General features: G+C 44.6%; 22 protein-coding genes and 1 riboswitch. Of the genes, 13 read left to right on the forward strand and 9 right to left on the reverse strand.

Annotated features, from left to right (window positions below):
- Window positions 1-134: 134 nt before the first annotated feature.
- From GQY27_RS15375 to GQY27_RS15395, 5 genes are read left to right on the forward strand one after another with little or no spacing between them, the layout of a single operon-like run.
- On the forward strand, window positions 135-1,637 hold the full coding sequence (locus GQY27_RS15375) for an ABC transporter ATP-binding protein (protein WP_160035963.1): 1,503 nt from the start codon (window positions 135-137) through the stop codon (window positions 1,635-1,637).
- The gene (locus tag GQY27_RS15380; protein ID WP_160035965.1) at window positions 1,634-2,701 is read left to right on the forward strand and encodes an ABC transporter permease; all 1,068 of its coding nucleotides are present in this window, start codon (window positions 1,634-1,636) and stop codon (window positions 2,699-2,701) included. Before GQY27_RS15375 ends, GQY27_RS15380 begins: the two co-directional genes overlap by 4 nt.
- Window positions 2,685-3,608, forward strand: a complete 924-nt coding sequence (locus GQY27_RS15385; protein ID WP_160035967.1) for an ABC transporter permease — start codon at window positions 2,685-2,687, stop codon at window positions 3,606-3,608. The genes GQY27_RS15380 and GQY27_RS15385 overlap by 17 nt, the downstream gene beginning before the upstream one ends.
- A gap of 33 nt (window positions 3,609-3,641) precedes the next feature.
- Window positions 3,642-4,313 carry a sulfite oxidase-like oxidoreductase gene (locus GQY27_RS15390; RefSeq protein ID WP_160035969.1) on the forward strand — a complete coding sequence of 224 codons (672 nt, stop codon included), beginning with the start codon at window positions 3,642-3,644 and terminating at the stop codon, window positions 4,311-4,313.
- Window position 4,314: 1 nt separating this feature from the next.
- Window positions 4,315-5,070 carry a nucleoside phosphorylase gene (locus GQY27_RS15395; RefSeq protein WP_160035971.1) on the forward strand — a complete coding sequence of 252 codons (756 nt, stop codon included), beginning with the start codon at window positions 4,315-4,317 and terminating at the stop codon, window positions 5,068-5,070.
- Window positions 5,071-5,170: 100 nt separating this feature from the next.
- Here the strand turns inward: GQY27_RS15395 and GQY27_RS15400 are convergent, their stop codons facing one another.
- Entirely contained in the window at window positions 5,171-5,500 is a 330-nt protein-coding gene (locus GQY27_RS15400) for a MerR family transcriptional regulator (protein ID WP_160035973.1), read from the reverse strand.
- Window positions 5,501-5,574: 74 nt separating this feature from the next.
- On the opposite strand from GQY27_RS15400, the gene GQY27_RS15405 reads away from it, so the two are divergent.
- The 5 genes from GQY27_RS15405 (at window position 5,575) to GQY27_RS15425 (ending at window position 10,747) form a co-directional block, all read left to right on the forward strand.
- On the forward strand, window positions 5,575-6,264 hold the full coding sequence (locus GQY27_RS15405) for a type 1 glutamine amidotransferase domain-containing protein (RefSeq protein ID WP_160035975.1): 690 nt from the start codon (window positions 5,575-5,577) through the stop codon (window positions 6,262-6,264).
- Window positions 6,265-6,507: 243 nt separating this feature from the next.
- A complete protein-coding gene (locus GQY27_RS22005; RefSeq protein ID WP_160035977.1) occupies window positions 6,508-6,918 on the forward strand; it encodes a metal-sensitive transcriptional regulator in 411 nt (136 codons plus the stop codon).
- A gap of 66 nt (window positions 6,919-6,984) precedes the next feature.
- Window positions 6,985-7,185 carry a copper ion binding protein gene (locus GQY27_RS15415; protein WP_160035979.1) on the forward strand — a complete coding sequence of 67 codons (201 nt, stop codon included), beginning with the start codon at window positions 6,985-6,987 and terminating at the stop codon, window positions 7,183-7,185.
- Window positions 7,186-7,343: 158 nt separating this feature from the next.
- Window positions 7,344-9,782, forward strand: coding sequence for a heavy metal translocating P-type ATPase (locus GQY27_RS15420; RefSeq protein WP_328803009.1), 2,439 nt, complete (start codon window positions 7,344-7,346; stop codon window positions 9,780-9,782).
- Window positions 9,783-10,006: 224 nt separating this feature from the next.
- Window positions 10,007-10,747: a uracil-DNA glycosylase family protein gene (locus tag GQY27_RS15425; protein ID WP_236570618.1), complete on the forward strand. Its 741-nt coding sequence runs from the start codon at window positions 10,007-10,009 to the stop codon at window positions 10,745-10,747.
- 27 nt (window positions 10,748-10,774) lie between these two features.
- On the opposite strand, the gene GQY27_RS15430 is transcribed toward GQY27_RS15425, so the two are convergent.
- Window positions 10,775-11,662 (reverse strand): LysR family transcriptional regulator, encoded by an 888-nt coding sequence (locus GQY27_RS15430; RefSeq protein ID WP_160036047.1) that lies wholly within the window; start codon window positions 11,660-11,662, stop codon window positions 10,775-10,777.
- A 194-nt stretch (window positions 11,663-11,856) separates the two neighbouring features.
- On the opposite strand from GQY27_RS15430, the gene GQY27_RS15435 reads away from it, so the two are divergent.
- Window positions 11,857-12,885 (forward strand): YeiH family protein, encoded by a 1,029-nt coding sequence (locus tag GQY27_RS15435; protein WP_236570623.1) that lies wholly within the window; start codon window positions 11,857-11,859, stop codon window positions 12,883-12,885.
- A gap of 20 nt (window positions 12,886-12,905) precedes the next feature.
- Here GQY27_RS15435 and GQY27_RS15440 read toward each other — a convergent pair whose 3' ends face one another.
- A complete protein-coding gene (locus tag GQY27_RS15440; RefSeq protein WP_160035983.1) occupies window positions 12,906-13,715 on the reverse strand; it encodes a hypothetical protein in 810 nt (269 codons plus the stop codon).
- Window positions 13,712-14,287, reverse strand: coding sequence for an RNA polymerase sigma factor (locus tag GQY27_RS15445; RefSeq protein WP_236570619.1), 576 nt, complete (start codon window positions 14,285-14,287; stop codon window positions 13,712-13,714). The genes GQY27_RS15440 and GQY27_RS15445 overlap by 4 nt, the downstream gene beginning before the upstream one ends.
- A gap of 259 nt (window positions 14,288-14,546) precedes the next feature.
- Here GQY27_RS15445 and GQY27_RS15450 point away from each other — a divergent pair, with 259 nt between their 5' ends.
- Window positions 14,547-14,924, forward strand: coding sequence for a hypothetical protein (locus tag GQY27_RS15450; RefSeq protein WP_160035985.1), 378 nt, complete (start codon window positions 14,547-14,549; stop codon window positions 14,922-14,924).
- A 16-nt stretch (window positions 14,925-14,940) separates the two neighbouring features.
- Window positions 14,941-15,684: an oxygen-insensitive NADPH nitroreductase gene (gene nfsA / locus GQY27_RS15455; protein WP_160035987.1), complete on the forward strand. Its 744-nt coding sequence runs from the start codon at window positions 14,941-14,943 to the stop codon at window positions 15,682-15,684.
- 109 nt (window positions 15,685-15,793) lie between these two features.
- Here the strand turns inward: nfsA and GQY27_RS15460 are convergent, their stop codons facing one another.
- The 5 genes from GQY27_RS15460 to GQY27_RS15480 form a co-directional block, all read right to left on the reverse strand.
- Window positions 15,794-16,600 (reverse strand): TatD family hydrolase, encoded by an 807-nt coding sequence (locus GQY27_RS15460; RefSeq protein WP_160035989.1) that lies wholly within the window; start codon window positions 16,598-16,600, stop codon window positions 15,794-15,796.
- A 24-nt stretch (window positions 16,601-16,624) separates the two neighbouring features.
- Window positions 16,625-17,422 carry an ABC transporter ATP-binding protein gene (locus tag GQY27_RS15465; protein ID WP_160035991.1) on the reverse strand — a complete coding sequence of 266 codons (798 nt, stop codon included), beginning with the start codon at window positions 17,420-17,422 and terminating at the stop codon, window positions 16,625-16,627.
- Between the two features lie 74 nt (window positions 17,423-17,496).
- Window positions 17,497-18,258 (reverse strand): ABC transporter permease, encoded by a 762-nt coding sequence (locus tag GQY27_RS15470; protein ID WP_160035993.1) that lies wholly within the window; start codon window positions 18,256-18,258, stop codon window positions 17,497-17,499.
- On the reverse strand, window positions 18,255-18,548 hold the full coding sequence (locus tag GQY27_RS15475) for a thiamine-binding protein (RefSeq protein ID WP_160035995.1): 294 nt from the start codon (window positions 18,546-18,548) through the stop codon (window positions 18,255-18,257). Before GQY27_RS15475 ends, GQY27_RS15470 begins: the two co-directional genes overlap by 4 nt.
- A gap of 44 nt (window positions 18,549-18,592) precedes the next feature.
- On the reverse strand, window positions 18,593-19,582 hold the full coding sequence (locus tag GQY27_RS15480; protein WP_160036051.1) for an ABC transporter substrate-binding protein: 990 nt from the start codon (window positions 19,580-19,582) through the stop codon (window positions 18,593-18,595).
- 174 nt (window positions 19,583-19,756) lie between these two features.
- Window positions 19,757-19,875: riboswitch (TPP riboswitch) on the reverse strand.
- Window positions 19,876-20,090 lie beyond the last annotated feature (215 nt).

Below are 20,090 nucleotides of genomic sequence, written 5' to 3' on the forward strand. Positions count from 1 at the left end.
AGCAAAAACGGAAGAAGAATTTACTACAGCTATGTTAGAGCTCGGAATGATTGTTAGTTCTTCAAGATTTGGCCGGCTGCCCAACACAGGTAGTCGGTTTTTTCTTCATTAAGAGGAGAAGGGGAAGGATACGCGTGCTGCTAGAAATGAGCGGGATTACAAAAAAGTATGGAACACTTACGGCGAATAAAGAAGTTGATTTTGATTTAAAAGAAGGCGAGGTTCATGCCCTTGTAGGGGAGAATGGTGCAGGGAAAACGACACTGATGCGTATTCTCTACGGGATGGAAGAACCGACCTCGGGCAGCATACGGGTAAACGGCAAGGAAGTGAGCTTTACAACGCCTTCACACGCGATTGCTCATGGAATCGGCATGGTCCATCAACATTTCATGTTGTTTCCGTCCTTTACGATTGCTGAGAACATAGTGATTGGCCGTGAACCATCCAAAAGCGGTATAGTCTTTGATCGGAATGAGGCCAACAAAATCGTCATGGAACTCGGTGAGAAGTACGGAATGCCAGTTGATCCGTGGAAAAAAACAGGTGAGTGTTCGCTTGGTATGCAGCAGCGCGTTGAGATTCTGAAGGTACTGTACCAGGGGGCAGACATTATTATTCTGGATGAACCCTCTGCCGTACTAACTCCGCTCGAAGTAAAAGAACTTCTCATTAACGTTCGTGCTCTAACGAAACTCGGGAAAAGTTTTATCCTTATTACGCATAAATTGCAGGAAGTCATGGAAGTGTCTGACCGCATCACGGTACTTCGAGATGGGGTCGTGACGGGAACACTTGAGGCAAAAAACACAGATGTTGAGCAGCTATCAAGACTTATGGTAGGCAGAGAACTGGTGCGAATGGAGAAAAAGCCTTTTCAGCCTGGGGATGCTGTGCTTGAGATCGAAGGAGTATCGATGAAAGGATCCAAAGAGCAAACATCGCTCCGAGATATTAACCTCACAGTTCACGCAGGCGAAGTCATTGGAGTCGCAGGGATTTCGGGGAACGGACAATCGGAATTAATTCAAGCCATTGCCGGGCTTAGACCGGTCAGTGAAGGATCGATCCGCTTGTCAGGCCAGGATATTACCGGGCTGTCTGTTCGCAAAATTAGGGAGACAGGTCTTGCCCATATACCGGAAGACCGCTATATGTGGGGTGCTGCAAAAGATGCGACCGTTCTTGAGAATGGAATAATGGGTCACCATCATACTCTGCAGAACAAAGGGGTTATCTCCTCTCGTAAGGTACGCAAGAAGGTAGAGGAATGGATTCAGCGCTTTGGAGTAAAGACAGGTTCTGTCGAGACAAAAGCACAGTATCTCTCCGGCGGAAACCTGCAAAAGTTGATTGCTGCTCGCGAGTTTGCTCATGAAGCTCCGTTTCTCATCGCTGCTGAACCGACGCGCGGAGTTGATATTGGGGCAATGGAGACGATTCATAAGGAACTGCTCCATCAGCGAGATCAAGGTGCGGCGATCTTACTTGTATCTTCCGAATTGTCAGAGATATTGCAACTCTCGGACCGGGTTGTTGTCATGTATGAAGGAGAAATCGCAGGAGAACTTATGGCAGAGAATGCGACCGAAGAGAGCATCAGCTTACTGATGGCAGGGGGGAAACAACAGGCATGAGCATGTTGAAGAATCATTTGAAAAGTTTAATCCAGCCGCTGCTTGCTGTAGTGATCGGCCTGCTTGCAGGAGCGATCGCGATCTTGGTTGTCGGCGGCAATGTATTTGAGACTTACGGGGAGATGTGGAAGGGCGCCTTTGGCAGTTTCTACTTCTTTACTAATACACTGTCACGAGCCACGCCAATTATTCTGATCGGGCTTGGGGTTGCTCTTGCTTTTAAAGCCGGATTTTTTAACATGGGGGCTGAAGGGCAAATGCTGCTAGGGGCTTTAGCTTCCGCAATAACTGCGCTCTACCTGCCAGGACCGGGCTGGTTTGTCACGATTGTCTCCATTCTTGCCGGTGCGATTGTCGGCGGTATCTGGTCTCTTTTTGCCGGCTGGTTGGATGCCAAATTTGGTATGAATTTATTGATTACTACGCTGTTGCTCAATTACATAGCTACTTTATTTGCGGGATATATGGCTGCGTATCCGCTTAAGGATACAACGGGATCCGCGGCAATGGCACAGACGCCGATGGTTGATCCAAGTGTATGGCTGCCTAAACTGTTTCAAGGCATGGGTCTTCATGCCGGATTTATTATCGCAATCATTGCTGCCGTAGTCATTTACTTTTTTATGCAAAAAACAGTACCAGGATACGAGATTCGAATGCTCGGAAGCAATCCTTCCTTTGCTGCTTTTGGCGGTGTGAAAAGAGTGCGAATGATGATGCTTTCGATGATTGTCAGCGGAGCGCTGGCTGGAATTGCAGGAGCAGGAGAAGTGCTGGGTACCCAGTACCGATATATTGATGGTTCACTGAGCAGTGCGAATTATGCATGGAGCGGAATTATGGCTACCCTGCTCGCTGGATCGCATCCGCTCGGTACGGCTTTCTCAGCTTTTCTGCTGTCTGCTCTTCAGACCGGGTCTATGGGTGTGGAACGCAATACCGAGGTACCACTGGAAGTAGGTAGTGTAATTCAAGCTGTGCTGACTCTTTTCGTATCCGCAAAAATCGGCTATCGCTTCCTAAAACGAAGAAAGGGGAACAAAACAAATGGAACAGCTTCTTGATGCAGCCTTATTTAATGCGACTCTTCGTATGATTACACCCATTTTGCTTGCTGCGCTCGGAGGGGCATTATGTTCCCGTGTTGGTTTATTTAATGTAGGTCTGGAAGGATTAGTCCTGATTGGAGCCTTTTCTTCTATTGTAGGTAACTATTTATTTCATAACGTCGTGATTGCCATTATTTTTGCTATTCTAATTGTCTCGTTCTTCTCGCTTGTATTTGCTTTTGTCAGTATTAACCTAAAGGCCAATGAAATTGTGGTCGGGTTATCTATTAACTTTCTGGCAGCGGGACTTACGACATTCTCGTTACGCGCTATTTTTGATGTGAAGGGTGCTTATTACGATAAGGATATGATCGGATTACCGAAATGGGATATCCCATTCATTCAAGATATTCCATGGATCGGGGATGTGATCTCTGGTCATTCACCGCTTGTCTATCTCGCATTCATTCTTGTTTTTGTTCTTCACTTCTATCTATTTAAAACAGTATCTGGTTTTCGGCTCCGTTCCGTTGGGGAGAATCCAGTAGCTGCACAAAGTCTTGGTATTCCCGTTCGAAAGACGCAATACCTTGCTGTACTGATGTGCGGCGTACTCTGTGCGCTTGCCGGTGCACAGTTGTCGCTTGGACAAGTGACGATGTTTACAGAAGGAATGACGGCAGGACGGGGATTCATCGCCCTTGTTGCTACGATGCTCGGTCAGTCCAGTCCAATTCTTGTGATGGCATCGAGTATATTGTTTGGTTTTATGGAGGCACTGGGGATTCGTCTGCAAGGTTTCTCACTTCCGTCTCATTTCACCACTATGCTTCCTTACATTATTACACTTGCGGCGATGTTCTTCTTCAAGGATAAGACGTATGCACAAGATGCGCAGAAAGCGGGCGGAAGCTCAAGGTAACAAAGAAAGGTGCACAGGAAGGGGCTGTACTATATGAAAAGCAAAGCAGAGCGACTAAAAGGAACAACGTCACCAAAGATAAATGTTGATGAATCATTAGCACATCGTCTGCCGCCAGGACAGGTGTTGACTGAGAAATTCCCTATACTGCATGAAGGTGAAGTCCCAGAGTACGATATGAGCATGTGGGATCTTCGCGTATATGGAGCAGTAGAGGAAGAAGTAAGCTTCTCCTACGAAAACCTTCTACAATTTCCAATGACAAATACGGTGAGTGATATACACTGTGTTACTCGCTGGTCTAAATTTGATACGGCCTGGGAGGGTATTCGGTTTACTGACTTTATGAAGCATTTCAAAATCAAACCGGAAGCAAAATACGTGATGATTCACGCAGATCAAGATTACGAGACGAATCTGCCGATTGAAGCGCTCTTGCGGGATGATGTGCTGCTCGCTTTTAAATATGATGGCAAAGACTTAACACCCAAGCATGGCTGGCCGCTGCGCCTGGTGGTTCCTGAGTTTTATTTCTGGAAAAGTGCCAAGTGGATTCGCGGCTTTGAGTTTATGACAGAAGACCGTCATGGATTCTGGGAACGGAACGGATTTCATAATACAGCTGATCCATTTCAGGAGCAGCGTTTCTCCGATGAGGAACTGCCGATTCCAGAAGATGAGTGGATGAAAAAGGAGTTTGATTAATATGTTACTGCCCATTTTACAGATTCATTCGGAAGATATGCCGCCTTATGCGGTCGTATGTGGAGATCCATTCCGTGCAGAGAAAATTGCGGGTAAGCTGACCGGAGCAAAAGAACTTGCATTCAGCCGGGAATACCGTACATTTGTTGGTAAATATGAAGGTGTTCCTCTTGCTGTAGTAAGTCATGGGGTAGGCTGCCCAGGAGCAGCGGTCTGTTTTGAGGAACTCATCCGCGCCGGTGTGACCACGCTGATTCGTGTGGGAACGGCAGGTTCTTATACTGCGGATGTACCTGCAGGCAGTCTTGTGGTAAGTACAGCGGCGATTCGTACAGATGGTCTTACAAGACAGCTGGTACCGGATGGTTTCCCTGCGGTGGCAGATCACGAGGTAACGCACGCTCTATATAGCGCTGCTACGGCTATGCAAGGTGTGGTTCGAAAAGGAATGACCGTCACCGTAGATGCTTTCTTTAATGGAGTTGAGGAAATTCCACATAAAAAATTCAAACAGGCAGGTGCGCTTGGCGCAGAGATGGAAATAGCGGCTCTGTTTGTGATCAGCTCTCTACGAGGCGCGCGGGCGGGAGCGATTGTAGCGATTGACGGTTTTGCCGACCAAGACCTAGCTGCCGAGTATGATCCGCATACGAATGTGGTGAGTGATGCGGTAGAGCGTGAGATGGAAGCCGCGCTGAAAGCGATGGTAACTCTTGCTCAGCAAGATACGGGTACAGAAACCAAAGATATTCATTAATAGTAAATAAAATCTAGTCAGCAGTGATTGCTTAGAAGACAAGAGGGGCATTGGAATGAATATAATTCCGATGCCCCTCTTTTTTTATTTTGCATGAATACTACAATTTATCATCTATTTCTTCAATAAAAGAGTTTAGAATGAGGATTTGATCCTCCAGGCTCTTTTTATGTTGAAGCAAAATGGCGTTCGTATCTATACGTTCATACTCCAAGTTTATATTTGAGATATTCTCTCTTATTTCTTGAATAGGCATTCCCAGCCTTCTAAAGCACTTTACTAGTTTTAAAATTTCAATGTCCTTGTCGTCAAATACACGAACACCGTTTGCGTTTCTTTTTAATGCAGGTAATAAATTTATTTTTTCATAGTATCTAATGGAGCTTGCTGGTATCTCAGAATACTCGCTGGCCTTTTGAATAAAATACATATTTTTCCCCTCTTGACTTAAAGTAAGGTTTAACCAATACAATCATATTATCATATTAAACAGGAGTGAACATAATGGCAAATATTTTAGTTGTTGTAACCAATGTATCCAAATACCCAGAATTAGAGCGTGCTACAGGATTATGGTTGGGAGAAGCAGTACATTTCGTAGATAAAATGGAGAAGGAAGGACATAAAATTGATTATGTCAGCCCTAACGGAGGCTACACTTCTATCGATCCGCATAGTTTAGAGAAAGATTCAATGACGGAACTAGACTGGAAATATTACCAAAACAATCAATTCTTAAATAAGTTAGGAACAACTCTAGCTGCAGAAGATATTAATCCAGAAGACTATGATGTTATTTACTATACTGGCGGTCACGGCGTAATGTGGGATTACCCTGAGAATGAAAAATTACAGAACATTGCTATGAAAATATATGAGAATGGCGGTATCGTATCCGCTGTGTGCCATGGCTCGATCGGTCTTGTAAACATTAAAAATGAAGCTGGCGAGTATCTAATTGCTAATAAAAAAGTGACAGGCTTTGCCAATACGGAAGAAAGAGCTATCGAATTAGACAAAGTAGTTCCGTTCTTAACGGAAGATGAACTGGTTAAAAAAGGCGCTAATTATGTAAAAGGAAATGACTGGGCACCGTTCGTGATCGTTGATGATCATCTTGTAACTGGGCAAAATCCGGCTTCGGGTGGTGAAGTCGCAGAAGAAGTAATTAAATTGTTGAATTCAAAACGTTAATCTTATTAGTGGTTTCACAGATCACTATTATGGAAGTGATTTTTTGATCAATGAATAACCGGCAACCTTTTTGGTGCTTGGTATGGTAAACAGAAGGCATTGGGAATATTAATTCCAATGCCTTTTGTCATTTTCATTTCTTTTTTAAATCTATATTATAATTTTATAAAAGGGTATCCGTGTTGACATACCCCATGGGGGTATAATACAATAGCTTCAGAGAGCACGAAGGAGGTCATGGGAATGGAAGAGCCTAATGTATACCATACTCCCAATGAGGAACTAACGAATAATACGGTGGATTGTTGTTCGCCACAAGGGGCTCTTGCAGTCAGTGCATGTCATGATGTTCATTCGCCTCAAGGCAACGACGGACCAAGGCATAGTCATCACTCGGATGAGATGAAGAACATTCTCACTTCACGTCTCAACCGAATTGAAGGACAGGTTCGAGGAATTAAGGGTATGATCGAACGTGATACGTATTGCGACGATGTACTTACACAGATTGCAGCGGTACAATCTGCGCTGAATAGCGTTGGAAAGCTTTTGCTTGAAGGTCATATGAAGAGCTGTGTTATTGAACGCATCCAAGCCGGAGACTCCGAAGTGATTGATGAACTGCTCGTTACGGTTAAGAAGTTAATGAAGTAATGTAGTACAATCTATAAACTGTTTTTAATGCAGAGCTCTATACCAAACCTTAAGGAGGAAAACATAATGAGTAACGTAACATTGAATGTAAGTGGAATGTCTTGTGGTCACTGTGTAAAAGCAGTAGAAGATGCCCTTGAAAATATTGGAGCAAAAGGAAATGTGGATCTTGATGCTGGTGAGGTAAGTATCGAGTTTGACGAGCAAAAAGTGACAGTAGATCAAATGAAACAAGCAATTGAAGATCAGGGGTATGACGTAGTTTAATCGACTTTGAAAATGAACATAGTATAGAGAAACGATCAGGTATCTAACGTTGATCGTTTCTGCTCTATTTTTATCCTATATAAAGAGCAGTCAGATAAAGACTGCTTTTTTTTACCTCATGTATATACCCCTAAGGGGTATAAAGGAGATGGATTGTAATGAATGAACAGGCAGAAGAAAATCGTATGAATAATAAAAAAACCAAACTGAACATAACAGGTATGACTTGTGCTGCATGTGCGACCCGAATTGAGAAAGGGCTGTCGCGCATGGAAGGGGTTAAGGAGGCGAATGTGAATCTGGCGCTGGAACAAGCGTCGGTTACATATGACCCTGCAGCGATTGGTGTAAATGATCTGAAGAATAAAATCGATTCCCTGGGATACGGAACTGCTGTCGAGAGTGTGGATCTAAACATCACGGGAATGACCTGTGCCGCCTGTGCCACTCGAATTGAAAAAGGACTCAGCCGAATGCCTGGGGTTACCAAGGCGAATGTGAATTTGGCGCTGGAAACCGCCCATATTGAATATGCTTCCGGTACAGCAAGCTCTACGGATTTTGTGAAAAAGGTCGAGCAGCTCGGCTATGGCGCTCTTCCGCAGCAAGCGAAGGAAGATATTGCAGATCTTCGTCAGAAAGAGCTTGAACGTAAAAAATGGAAATGGATCATTTCCGCAATCCTGTCCATCCCATTATTGTGGGCTATGGTAGGCCATTTCTCGTTCACCTCATGGATTTATGTACCTGATCTGTTCATGAATCCTTGGTTCCAGTGGATTCTTGCAACACCAATCCAGTTTGTGATTGGGTGGCAATTTTATAGAGGTGCCTATGGTGCTCTTCGCAATAAGAGTGCAAACATGGACGTTCTCGTCGCTCTTGGAACCTCGGCAGCGTACTTCTACAGCCTTTATTTGAGCATTGCGTGGACAATAGAGGGCGGACATCATGGTGCTGAGCTGTACTATGAGACAAGCGCCATCTTGATTACGCTTGTTCTTGTCGGAAAATGGTTCGAGAGTGTTGCTAAAGGCCGTTCATCTCAGGCTATTCGCAGTTTGATGGAACTAGCGCCAAGAACTGCACTTGTCATTCGTGATGGAGAAGAGAAGACGATTCCAGCATCAGAGGTGGTGGCGGGCGATTTATTTATTGTGAAGCCGGGTGAGAAGTTCCCGGTGGATGGAGTCGTTGAGAAAGGATCCTCTTCTGTGGATGAATCGATGCTGAGCGGGGAGAGTCTTCCTGTAGATAAGAAACCAGGAGACAACGTATCTGGAGCTACTATTAACAAAAACGGTGCACTTACTGTTCGGGCAACAAAAGTCGGGTCCGATACAGCCCTTGCCCAAATTATTAAAGTAGTGGAAGAAGCGCAAGGCTCAAAAGCACCGATTCAGCGGATTGCTGACCTTATTTCTGGTATTTTTGTACCGATTGTCGTAGGTATTGCGGTGCTAACCTTTGCGGTCTGGTACTTCTTTGTAGATCAAGGACAGTTTGCAAATGCCCTCGAAAAAGCCATTGCAGTACTCGTTATTGCATGTCCATGTGCGCTTGGTCTGGCTACGCCAACTTCCATTATGGCGGGTTCAGGCAGAGCGGCTGAATATGGAATTTTGTTTAAAGGTGGAGAACATCTAGAGCATGCACAAGAAATCGAAATTGTAGTGCTCGACAAAACAGGAACGGTAACGGAAGGAAAACCACAATTAACAGATGTTATTACTCGCGATGATCTGGCGGAAGAGGAACTTCTATCTCTGGTTGCCGCTGCCGAGAACGCTTCGGAACATCCGCTGGCACAGGCGATCGTGCAAGGGATTGGTGCTAAAGGTATTCGTTTCCCAGAAGCAGAACATTTTGAGAATATTCCTGGCTACGGGGTAAAGGCTAAGGTTGATGGTAAAGAGCTGCTTATCGGGACACGCCGATTATTAGAAAAGCATCAAGTTGATAGTAAGATGGCAGACCAAGGCATGAAGCAGCTAGAGGAAAAAGGAAAAACAGCAATGCTGGTGTCTATCGATGGGAAATGGGCAGGCACCGTTGCTGTCGCTGATACCATTAAACCAACTTCCCGTGCTGCTGTGCAGCGTCTAAAAGAAATGGGTATTGAAGTGGTTATGATGACAGGGGATAACAAGCGGACTGCTGAAGCGGTTGCTAAGGAAGCAGGTATAGATCAGGTACTGGCTGAAATCCTTCCAGAAGGCAAAGCGGAAGAAGTCAAAAAACTTCAGCAGACGGGCAAAAAAGTAGCGATGGCAGGCGACGGCATCAATGATGCTCCGGCCCTTGTTACGGCAGATACAGGCATGGCGATGGGAACAGGCACCGATGTAGCGATGGAAGCAGCAGATGTGACGCTGATGCGCGGTGATCTGAACAGCATTCCTGATGCGATCTTGATGAGTCGCCGTACAATGGGAAATATCAAACAAAATCTGTTCTGGGCTCTCGGTTACAATGTCATCGGTATTCCTATTGCCGCGATGGGACTGCTTGCTCCATGGCTTGCGGGAGCAGCAATGGCACTAAGTTCGGTATCGGTTGTACTAAATGCACTGCGGTTACAGCGAGTGAAGCTATAAGCCAGTAAGACTATAACTGTGCACCGAGGTAAAGGCTCAAGTGATGATGGAACAGTGAACAAACTTCAGACCTCACGGAATCACGCGAAGCTTGATCTTATAACTGCCTCAGTGGTGTAGAAAAAAGATATCCTGCTGGCTTTTGAGCGAGTTCAGGATATCTTTTTTTGGTTATAGGATGGTTGAAATAAGGAGTTTTTACAGGAAAGAACGGAGGAGATCTTATGTTGACAGCACAATCGAAAAATTATCTATCGTTTATCCGGTCGCTTCCGATCAAGGAGCAGTACTCAAAACAGGATTTACTAATTGAAGATTTGTTATTGGCGAGGGAAGGGCAACTGGAAATGTATTATGCTCCCCATAATGAGTACATCAACCCGCTCGCAAAAATAGTCATTGTAGGCATTACGCCCGGCTGGACACAGATGGAACGAGCTTATCAAGCGGCTGCAAAATCTTTGCACAGAGGAGAGACAGAGGAAGAAGCATGCAAAGCAGCCAAAATAGCTGCCCGGTTTGCTGGATCCATGCGTACAAATATCATCAGCATGCTCGAAGCATTAGATTTACCCCATTATTTTGGAATCGAAAAAACAAGTGATTTATTTGATGCGAAAAGCAATCTTTTACATACTACGTCATTACTAAAGTATCCTGTATTTGTCGATAAACAAAACTATAACGGGCATGTACCATCTTTACTAAAGAGTGAATTTTTGTATGAAAAAGTACTGGGATCTTTCCCTCAGGAGATCAGCATGCTTGGTAATCCGCTTATAATCCCGCTGGGTAAATCGGTTGAGACAGTGCTTCATAGGCTGATTCAGCAGAATCAAATCAAAACTGAGAATTTTTTGTGGGGATTTCCTCATCCTTCTGGTGCAAATGGGCATCGACACAAGCAGTTCGAAAAAGCAAAGCCTGAAATGATACGAAGGCTTCGTTATTTTCAAATGAAGTAAAGTATCTTCTATACAGCTTAACCAGAGCTACGATACGTAAGTGAGCAAGTGCTGAATAAACATCCGATGAGCAAGCGTAGTCTCCATTCCTGCCGATTGAACCATACTGAACTCTCTTTCCATCTGATGTTCCTCTAAATGGATTTGAGCTACTTCTCTATATTTAATTTCTTTTTGAACAATCCGTTCAGAAAGGAAAGTAATTCCTAGACCGGAGACTACCGCTTCTTTCACTCCTTGGCTGCTGTAAAAGGAATAAGACTGTTTCACCCGAAGGCTCTGCTCCGCAATGAACTGATCGCTAAAGGCTCTTGTGCCTGAACCCGATTCCCTCAGCACCCAGATTTGGTCTTGAAGCTGCATGGGTTCGATGACACGTTCTCTTGCCAGCGGATGATCAGAAGGAGCGATGAGAATCATCTTGTCTTTCATAAAAGGAGTAACTGCGGTCCACTCCGCGGCACTCACCTTTCCTTCTACAAGACCAATATCTAAAATACCTTCGCGAATTCCTCGCATTATTTCTTCTGTATTTCGAATCGTTACTTCGATATTGACATGAGGATATTGTTTTGCATAATCCGCAATCATGCCGGGAAGAATATACTCACCAATCGTAAAGCTGGCACCTAAACGAATCTGACCAGTGACTTCGTGTTGGAGAAGCCGGATGGACTGTTTTGCTTCATCATACAGGTGCATTATTTGTTTGGCGTGCTTATACAGAATTTCGCCTGCTTCTGTCAAGCGGACCTGTTTTGAAGAACGATGAAGCAACTTAGCTCCCATTTCGTTCTCCAAATTACGGATGTGAAGACTGACTCCAGGTTGAGAAAGGTTAAGCAATTCAGCTGCTTTAGAAAAGTGACGCAGCTCTGCAACCGTAACGAATACCCGTAAAGTATCAGTAATCATCATTATTCTCCTTTGATATTTGGTTTGCTTTAAGACATGAGAGAAGTCGATCGCTATTTCAATCATAAGTATTTGTAATGATTGGCATAGCATATCGGTATTTCACTCGCGAAACACGATCAACTATAGTAAAGCATGAGAACACACAGAAGACATCTAGGTTAAACAAGGAGTGTTTGAAAATGAGTAAATCTATGGCTGCACCCCAAAGAGGCCCGAGTAAACAAGGCTTCTTCCTAGGGATTGGTATTACCCTTGCTATCGCGCTTGTTGCAAGATTTTTAGCAATGCTTCCTTTTTTAAGTATTATGGGCCAGCTTGTTCTTGCGATCTTGCTGGGGATGCTTTACAGGGCATTTTTCCCTATTCCTGAGAACGCCTCAGGCGGCATATCATTCTCCAGTAAAAAGCTGCTCAGGTACGGGATTATTCTGCTGGGAGTTAGACTTAACCTCGCAGATGTAATTGAAGCAGGACCGAAAGTGCTGGCTATTGCCATTATCAATATTATTTTTGCTATTGTAGTGATCTATGTACTGGCGCGAGTCTTCAAAGTGGATCAGAAGCTGGGGATTCTGACGGCTTGCGGAACGGCCATCTGCGGAGCAGCTGCCGTGGTTGCGATCTCTCCTCAGTTAAAGGCAAGTGATGAAGATACAGCCATAAGCGCGGCTACGGTCGCTATACTTGGCACCATTTTCACTTTACTCTATACGCTATTGTACCCTGTACTTGGACTTTCTGCATCTGGATACGGCATCTTCTCTGGTGCGACGCTTCACGAAATAGCTCATGTCATTGCCGCGGCAGATCCGGGCGGACAAAGTGCAGTAGATTTAGCGGTAATTGTGAAATTGTCCCGCGTTGCTATGCTTGTTCCGATTGCTATCGTAATTGGGATGTGGAGCGCTCGTAAGGAACGCATCGAGCACGGCGGAAGCGCGAAAATGAGTCTTCGTGATATACCTATTCCTTGGTTTATTGTTGGTTTCTTGGTGATGAGCGGTATTAACACACTGGGGATTATCCCATCTGCTATGGTTTCTTATATCATTACGATTTCTTATCTTTTGATTGGTATGGCAATGGCTGGACTCGGACTTGGTGTTCAGTTCTCTACATTTAGAAAAAAAGGACTGCCTTCGTTTATTGCTGGCGGGATCGGCTCGATTCTGTTGTCTCTACTTGGTTTTGCACTCGTACATTTATTCGGACTTGCTTAATAATAAACAAGCCCTTGGGATCATTGATCCGCAAGGGCTTTCATATTCTCTATAAATTCATCATAAGGTATCTCTTCTATAGCTGAAGAATTCGGTGTAGGTTCGATGGAAGACACAAGATTATCTGCTGAAACCACGTATATACTCTGGGCTTCTCCTGCTAGGTGATACGTATCTAATTTTTCTGTTTTCTTCAAAAAAAGCACGACTCGATCTTCTGTCTCAAGGGGAAGAGTAGTCAGATTTACTGTCTCACTTAGGTTGATTTTTAGTGCGCTCGGCACCTCATTTACGTGAGAGATAATGATATTCTCCACATCACCTTGCAGAGTAAGTCCACCCTGATTTGGATTTGTTATTTTCAGCTCCACAATCAGATCTGCTTCCTTAACCAAATCTCGTAACCAAAGTTCCTGGTCCGAAAATCTCACTTTGGATTGATCCTCTTTAAATAATGAGTCTGCCATCTCCTCATGTTGTTTAGCGTTTCTATTCGTTTCTTTTTCATTCATGGAGTAAGGCTCGCTATCCGTTGATTCCGCTGTGGACTCGGCAGATGGGCCAGCTTTGCTCATACTGATCAATTCTGGCTTGCTGGGTGTAAGTTCATTACCGGGCAGAAACCACCATACTGCGGCTATAAGAGTGCTGCATACAGCGACACTCGGCAGGATGCGTCTTAGCCAAACGTTTTTTTTCTTGGGAACCGGTGTTTGTGAAATGTGCTGCACCGCCTGAATTACTTGCCGTTTATGCTCTTCCGTGAAAGGTTCATCTCCAAAAGGATCCTCTTTAACCCGTTTTTCCCACTCTTCAAGATGTTTTGTCATTCTGCCCGCCTCCCTAGTTCTTTTTGTACTTTTTCCTTTGCTCTGGAAAGACGCGATTTCACTGTACCCTCTGATATGTGGAGGATCTTTGCGATCTCATGAATTTTCATTTCATATTTTAAAGCAAGAATGAGTACTTCCCGCGATTTGACAGACAGGCTCATAATAATCTCCCATATCGAATCCTCATAGTGTTGTTCCATGACGATAGACTCGGCAGAAGGGGCTATTCGACTATGCGATGAAAAAGCACTGCTTTCCGCTGTTTTTTCATCATCTGTCGAATAAAGTTTACTGCCGAGGCTCTGACGAAAGAAACGAGATCTTCGGTAAGAATGAACAGTATTTCGTGTGATGGTGATCAGCCATGTTTTGAGTGAAGCCTCACCCCGGTAGGTGTGAATTGCTTGATAGGCCTTAATAAAAACCTCTTGCGAAATATCATCGGCATGGTCCCGGCTTCCGGTCAGAAAAAAAGCATAATTCCATACGTCGTTACCAAAGTCGTCCATGATTTGATATAAAGTATCGTTATCCAGCGTAACTGCATGTTTAAGATCGCTGTAATCCAAGCTTGCTCACCTCACTACTCTATAGACTACATGATGTCGAAATAAGTTCCTAGATGCGAAGGTGCGAAGATGTTCTTCATCACAACACATATATAATTTCGTGCTAAAATAAAAGAATGGAGCAGAACTGATTTTAAAAGTAATGTCTGTACCTGTAAAGAGAGGTTAGAGATAGACCAGAGATAGAACAAGATCTGAAATGGGTAATGTACTTAGTACATTTCTATAAGGATCACATCAAGGAAGGAGAAAAGACATCATGAAGAAATACGGTCTTATGTTAGGCGTGTTATTGATCTTGATTCTATCTGCTTGTTCGCAGAAGGAAGAATTACCGCCCTATGCGGATAGCTTGACAGGGAGTAGTGAAGTGCTGATTCGCCAGGAAGAAGCATCTAAGACCATCACGGATGAACAAGAATTATCGGCTATGGTTGCTCTCTTAAACCAGGGCAAGGCGATCGACCCGCCTAAGGAATCTCAGGGGATTGATCCGGAGAGTGCGAAAGAAGCAGTTCTTATGCATTTTCCAAACGTGGATCTTGTATATATTGGGGACGGCTATGTACTGAGCGGGCTTGATGGCACGTATTATGAAGTCCCGCAGGACATTGAAAATTATCTGAAGATTAAATAGAAGGGGTGAATGCAAAATGAACGACACAATCAATCTATTAATGAATCACAAGTCCATTCGAAAATACAGAAATGAACCCGTGACAGAGGAACAGCTAGAAACGATCATAGCGGCAGGACAAATGGCCTCGTCTTCGAGTAACGTACAAGCCTATAGTGTGATAGCAATCACCGATTCGGAGCTGAAAGCCAAGCTTGCAGGTCTTGCGGGGAATCAAGCTTACATAAACGAGTGCCCTGTTTTCCTCGTGTGGTGTGCAGATATGTACAGACTTCGTGAAACCGCTGCAACACAGGCGGCAGGGGCAGAAACCTACGAAGATACGATGGAGAACTTTACGGTGGCTACCATTGATGTAGCTCTCGCTGCACAGAATGCAGCTGTGGCAGCGGAATCGCTGGGACTCGGTGTTGTTTACATTGGCGGAATCCGTAATAACATCGAAGAAGTTTCAGACGTGCTTGGTCTTCCTGAGCTCATGTACCCCGTATTTGGTATGTGCCTTGGTGTACCCGATCAGGAACCTGTGCTGCGTCCGCGTCTTCCGTTGAAAGCTGTTTTGCATAGAAACGGTTATGACAAAGAGCAGTCTCTTGCCGGGGTAAAAGAGTATGATGAGACTTTATCGGCTTACATGCGTGAACGTTCTGACGGAAAGCAGTCTGCTACCTGGTCTGAGATGATGGCGAAGCGGCTAACACAGCCTGCTCGTCTTCAGTTGAAATTTTTCCTTGAAGGTAAGGGATTTATGAAACGATAGTATTGAATTTAATTTGTTATACGAATGAAAAAAGGAGAGCCCCCGCAATAGATTGCGAGGGGCTCTCCACGTATGTAGATCGAGTATTAACGCGTACGTAAACTATGAATTATAGGTTGTAAAACTGTTTTGTGTTCTTATAAAACAGTTCTGCCGCGACTTCAAGTTTAACCCCAGTGACATCACACCAGGCACGAATCACGTCTTTTACCATCCGGGGATGGGTTTTATGAGCAGCAAAAGGCCCCTCAAAAGGCCATGGACCATCGGTCTCTGCCATGATTTGATCATGCGGATATTTGCTTGCCAGATCCTGAATTTCTTTTTCATATACAAGATCGGGTGTAAACGAAATAAAATACCCATTCTCGGCCATTCTGTGTATGGTATCATCGGACCCCTTAAACCAGTGGAAATGGGCTTTTTTTACTTGATGCTCCTCAAGCAAATCACAAGCGATATCTGCATCCTCATACACGGCATGGAGAATAATTGGCTTATTATGCTTCTTAGCAAAGATAATAAACTGCTCCAGCATGAAGATATAAGGGTCCATATCAAAAGGCTGTCCTGCTTTTTCCGCTTCTATTCTTGAATAGTAGGGAAGTCCAACCTCCCCAACAGCAATCATGGAATCCGTGTGATTCTCCATCCAGTCCAGTAGTTCATTCAGCTGTTCTGTACTTGGAATGGATTGCTCGGGATGATATCCATAAGCAGGATAGATTAAGTCAGGCGCAGCGGCAGCTGCTCTCTCTATTTTTTGGCAAGAGGCAAGCTGAGTAGAGACTGCAATTACTGATTTCACTCCATTTGGAGCAAGAGACAACCGCAGCGGCTGTATATCATCCTCATACTGATCGAGGTGAATATGTGCATCAATAACCGGACATCCAAAATCTTCGGCTTGCTGCAAGTGTTCTTCACCTCCTTGTCTAGATTACAATGAGCGGCTTCGTTCTTTTTCCGCACGTAACCAGCCTGACATCTGTCTCTTTAATGCAAGAAAGTCAGGGTGTTCGATAATTTCTTCTTGTCTTGGTCTTGCAAAAGGAACCTGAATCTCATGAAGAACGGTGGCAGGCCGGCTGGAAAATACATAAATTCGATCAGACAGTAGTAACGCTTCTTCAATATTATGAGTAATAAAAAGCACTGATCGGCGGTACTGTTCCCATATACCGAGCAGCCATTCCTGCATCTCACTTCTCGTGAGCGCATCGAGCGCACTAAACGGCTCATCAAGCAGCATGAGCTCCTGAGGGCTCAGCAGCGCGCGTACAAAAGCGGCCCTCTGCTGCATCCCGCCAGAGAGCATATGGGGATAGGCATGTTCGAAACCTTCAAGGCCTGCTTGTCTAATCCAGTGGAGGATCTCATCTTCATTAAGCTTCCCGCTCTTAGCAGCATGCTTTCGAGGAGCGACCTCACTAGAAAGCTTGATATTATCTAAGATTGTACGCCAAGGAAAAAGGGCCGGTTGCTGTGGCATATAGCTGATATGCCCTCGTTCTCCTGTTACCACTTCTCCATTCATATGAATACTTCCTGCCCCGGGAGCAAGAAGACCGCCAATAATTTGGAATAGAGAGCTCTTGCCGCTGCCGGAAGGACCGACAATAGAGACGAATTCTCCCTTCTGAACCGTAAGTGAAATATCGTTAAGGACCTGGAGATTTTTCTTCTTCTCTCGGAAGGAGAGAGCAATCTCTCTGGCTTCTAGAGCGGGTACATTCATATGCAGTTATCTCCTTTCCACTCCGAAATGAATTGTTCATTTGCTGAAACTGCTGCAGAAATATTATTTACATTTTATTTCATATTTGCTCCTCGCCAGCGGATAAGTATCTTCTCCAGAAGAGCGATGATTGCAAATAAGACTAGACTTAAGAGGACAATGATGGCCATAGCGACAAATACCCGGTCCGTGCGATAGGCGGATTTTTGAAGCATCATATAATAACCGATGCCGCGATCGGTTCCAATCCATTCCGCAATGACAGCACCCATAACACTGTAGGTAGCGGCAATTTTCACGCCGGAAAAGACCGATGGAAGGGCATGGGGTACTTCTAATTTTCGAAAAATTTGTGCTTTACTTGCTCCAGCCATTCGCATGTAGTTCATCATTCCCCGATCGGTCTGCATCAGTCCATCCATGGTGGATACGGCGACAGGGAAGAAGCAAACCAGCGTAATGACAATGATTTTCGGAAGCAGCCCAAAGCCAAACCAGATCATGAGCAGAGGAGCCAGAGCGATCGTCGGTATATTTTGACTAAGAATAAGCAGTGGGTATAAGGCCGACTTTAAGAACGGGACGAGATGAAGTAGCATCGCCGTAAGAAGTCCAACGCCCGTACCAATGAAGAATCCAAGTAAAGTTAGCTGAACCGTAGCCCAGGTATGCTGGGTGAGACTTGCAGCCTCTGCAATCGCTTCTTTCGTAATATCAGCAGGGCTCGGCAGGATCCACTTCTCAATATGAAAAAGCGGCACGGCAATTTGCCACACCGCTAAGAAGAGGATAACTGCCATAAGAGGCGGCCATACGCTTTTCCACCAAGAACTCATGGGCGATATTTCTCCGTAAGACCTTCCATACTGATTCCGCCAGGATAATGAGCGATTTTAATCTGAGAGATTACACTCGGACTGCCTGCTTCAATCAGTACTTCATGCATTTGACGGACCACCTCAAGCAGCTCTGGAAGTTCTCCTTCGAGTGTGGTCTCGAGCGGATTGACCTGATATGTAAGTCCGGACTGCTGAATAACTTCAATGGCTTTGTCTACATAAGGAATGGAATCTTCTCCATTTGGTGTTTTCGGTATGACCTGAATGCTGAGTAGTGTTTTTGCCATGATGAATCACCTTCTCTTTCTTTATAAGTTAGGAAACAACCAGATTATTCAGTTGGTAAAAATTCATTTGTGTACGCTTTTTCTACTTCCAGCGGCTGATCGAGAAGCCCGTGCTCTACCATCCAATCTGAGTAGTTCTGCCATACTTCTGCTTTTTGCTCACCCCAGCGAGAAGCATCATCCTGATATTTAGGACTCAGCCATTTTTGACTGGCAAGCACTAGCTCTTCATCAAGATCGGGTACCGCTGCACTTAGGATCCCAGCAGCCTCTTCCGGATGTGTAGTGGCATACTCATAACCTTTCGTAGTTGCACGCATAAATGCTTTTACAAGTTCTGGGTCACCGTTAATCGTCTTTTCATTAGAGATCAGAACTGGTGTATAGTAATCAAGCTTCTCAGAGTAATCTTTGACATAGAACATATCAATAGCCTCACCGCGCAGCTCAGCCTCAATTCCGGTCCAGCCATAGAAGATCCATGCAAAATCAATATCACGCTTGATCGCTGTGAAGAAATCGGCATCGCCCATGTTCACGTTTTTGACCTTATCTACGTCGGCGCCTTCGAGACCCATAATCGTATCAAGAACGGCAGAATCGATCGGAGAACCCCAGCCGCCATAAGTTTTACCTTCAAAATCTTTAGGTGACTTGATGTTCCGATCAGCAGGAGCAGCAAATCCGGATGTATTGTGCTGGATTACCGCCGCGATCGACACAATAGGGACCCCTTGGGTACGAGCCTGAGTGACACCTTCCTGATAACTTACTCCAAAAGGCACTTCACCAGAAGCGACCATGGTATCTGCACCCGCTTGTCCAGGCTGAATAATCTCAACATGTAGTCCTTCTGCTTTGTAAAATCCTTGATCTACCGCCGCATAAAGACCGGTATGATTCGTGTTTGGGGTCCAATCAAGTACTACCTTAATATCGCGGAGTGATTCACCCTCTGTGTTTTCTCCTGCCCCGCTTTGTGCTCCCGAGCTGCCATTGCCGGCATTACCACAGGCGGTAACGATAGTGAGCATAGCAAGCAGCAAGAACAAGCCTAACTTTTTCTGCAATGTTTCCCTCTCCTTTAGATATCTTAGATGTCTTTAGAATGCACCTGAAAGCTACCTTTTCATCATAAAAAAAGCATCCCGAATCGGGATGCTCTTGTACGTAAGGGAATGGGTATACTTCTTCATGAAATAGTAAGCCCAAATATATTTCTCCATTCCTACGCTGGCATTATCCAGATCAGGTTACAGGGTACGTATCTGCACGTAATTTACGGATACTATCTCAGCCGGCTTCACCAGCACCCCTTGAGTACATTATAAAGTTAAGGTGTTACAACCATGTATTATAGTCTTATATCAGAGGCGTGTCCAGATGATAAGACAGAGCAGGGTAAAAACAGTAACTATAAGGTATCTGCGAGTGAACTTAATTAATTCGTTCACATCGAAGGAATAAAGAGGTTGCGAATCGGGGAAAGCTACATTATAATTATGCCAATTGAAAATCGGTGACCATGCCAATGAAGAGATT

Origin of the sequence: Paenibacillus sp. An7, from assembly GCF_009870785.1 — a bacterium.
Classification (GTDB): Bacteria; Bacillota; Bacilli; order Paenibacillales; family Paenibacillaceae; genus Paenibacillus.

Coding starts and splice junctions, on each gene's coding strand:
- GQY27_RS15380 (WP_160035965.1), top strand. CDS start 1,634: ATGAGCATGTTGAAGAATCATTTGAAAAGTTTAATCCAGCCGCTGCTT.
- GQY27_RS15385 (WP_160035967.1), top strand. CDS start 2,685: ATGGAACAGCTTCTTGATGCAGCCTTATTTAATGCGACTCTTCGTATG.
- GQY27_RS15390 (WP_160035969.1), top strand. CDS start 3,642: ATGAAAAGCAAAGCAGAGCGACTAAAAGGAACAACGTCACCAAAGATA.
- GQY27_RS15395 (WP_160035971.1), top strand. CDS start 4,315: ATGTTACTGCCCATTTTACAGATTCATTCGGAAGATATGCCGCCTTAT.
- GQY27_RS15400 (WP_160035973.1), bottom strand. CDS start 5,500: ATGTATTTTATTCAAAAGGCCAGCGAGTATTCTGAGATACCAGCAAGC.
- GQY27_RS15405 (WP_160035975.1), top strand. CDS start 5,575: ATGGCAAATATTTTAGTTGTTGTAACCAATGTATCCAAATACCCAGAA.
- GQY27_RS22005 (WP_160035977.1), top strand. CDS start 6,508: ATGGAAGAGCCTAATGTATACCATACTCCCAATGAGGAACTAACGAAT.
- GQY27_RS15415 (WP_160035979.1), top strand. CDS start 6,985: ATGAGTAACGTAACATTGAATGTAAGTGGAATGTCTTGTGGTCACTGT.
- GQY27_RS15420 (WP_328803009.1), top strand. CDS start 7,344: ATGAATGAACAGGCAGAAGAAAATCGTATGAATAATAAAAAAACCAAA.
- GQY27_RS15425 (WP_236570618.1), top strand. CDS start 10,007: ATGTTGACAGCACAATCGAAAAATTATCTATCGTTTATCCGGTCGCTT.
- GQY27_RS15430 (WP_160036047.1), bottom strand. CDS start 11,662: ATGATTACTGATACTTTACGGGTATTCGTTACGGTTGCAGAGCTGCGT.
- GQY27_RS15435 (WP_236570623.1), top strand. CDS start 11,857: ATGGCTGCACCCCAAAGAGGCCCGAGTAAACAAGGCTTCTTCCTAGGG.
- GQY27_RS15440 (WP_160035983.1), bottom strand. CDS start 13,715: ATGACAAAACATCTTGAAGAGTGGGAAAAACGGGTTAAAGAGGATCCT.
- GQY27_RS15450 (WP_160035985.1), top strand. CDS start 14,547: ATGAAGAAATACGGTCTTATGTTAGGCGTGTTATTGATCTTGATTCTA.
- nfsA (WP_160035987.1), top strand. CDS start 14,941: ATGAACGACACAATCAATCTATTAATGAATCACAAGTCCATTCGAAAA.
- GQY27_RS15465 (WP_160035991.1), bottom strand. CDS start 17,422: ATGAATGTACCCGCTCTAGAAGCCAGAGAGATTGCTCTCTCCTTCCGA.
- GQY27_RS15470 (WP_160035993.1), bottom strand. CDS start 18,258: ATGAGTTCTTGGTGGAAAAGCGTATGGCCGCCTCTTATGGCAGTTATC.
- GQY27_RS15475 (WP_160035995.1), bottom strand. CDS start 18,548: ATGGCAAAAACACTACTCAGCATTCAGGTCATACCGAAAACACCAAAT.
- GQY27_RS15480 (WP_160036051.1), bottom strand. CDS start 19,582: ATGCTCACTATCGTTACCGCCTGTGGTAATGCCGGCAATGGCAGCTCG.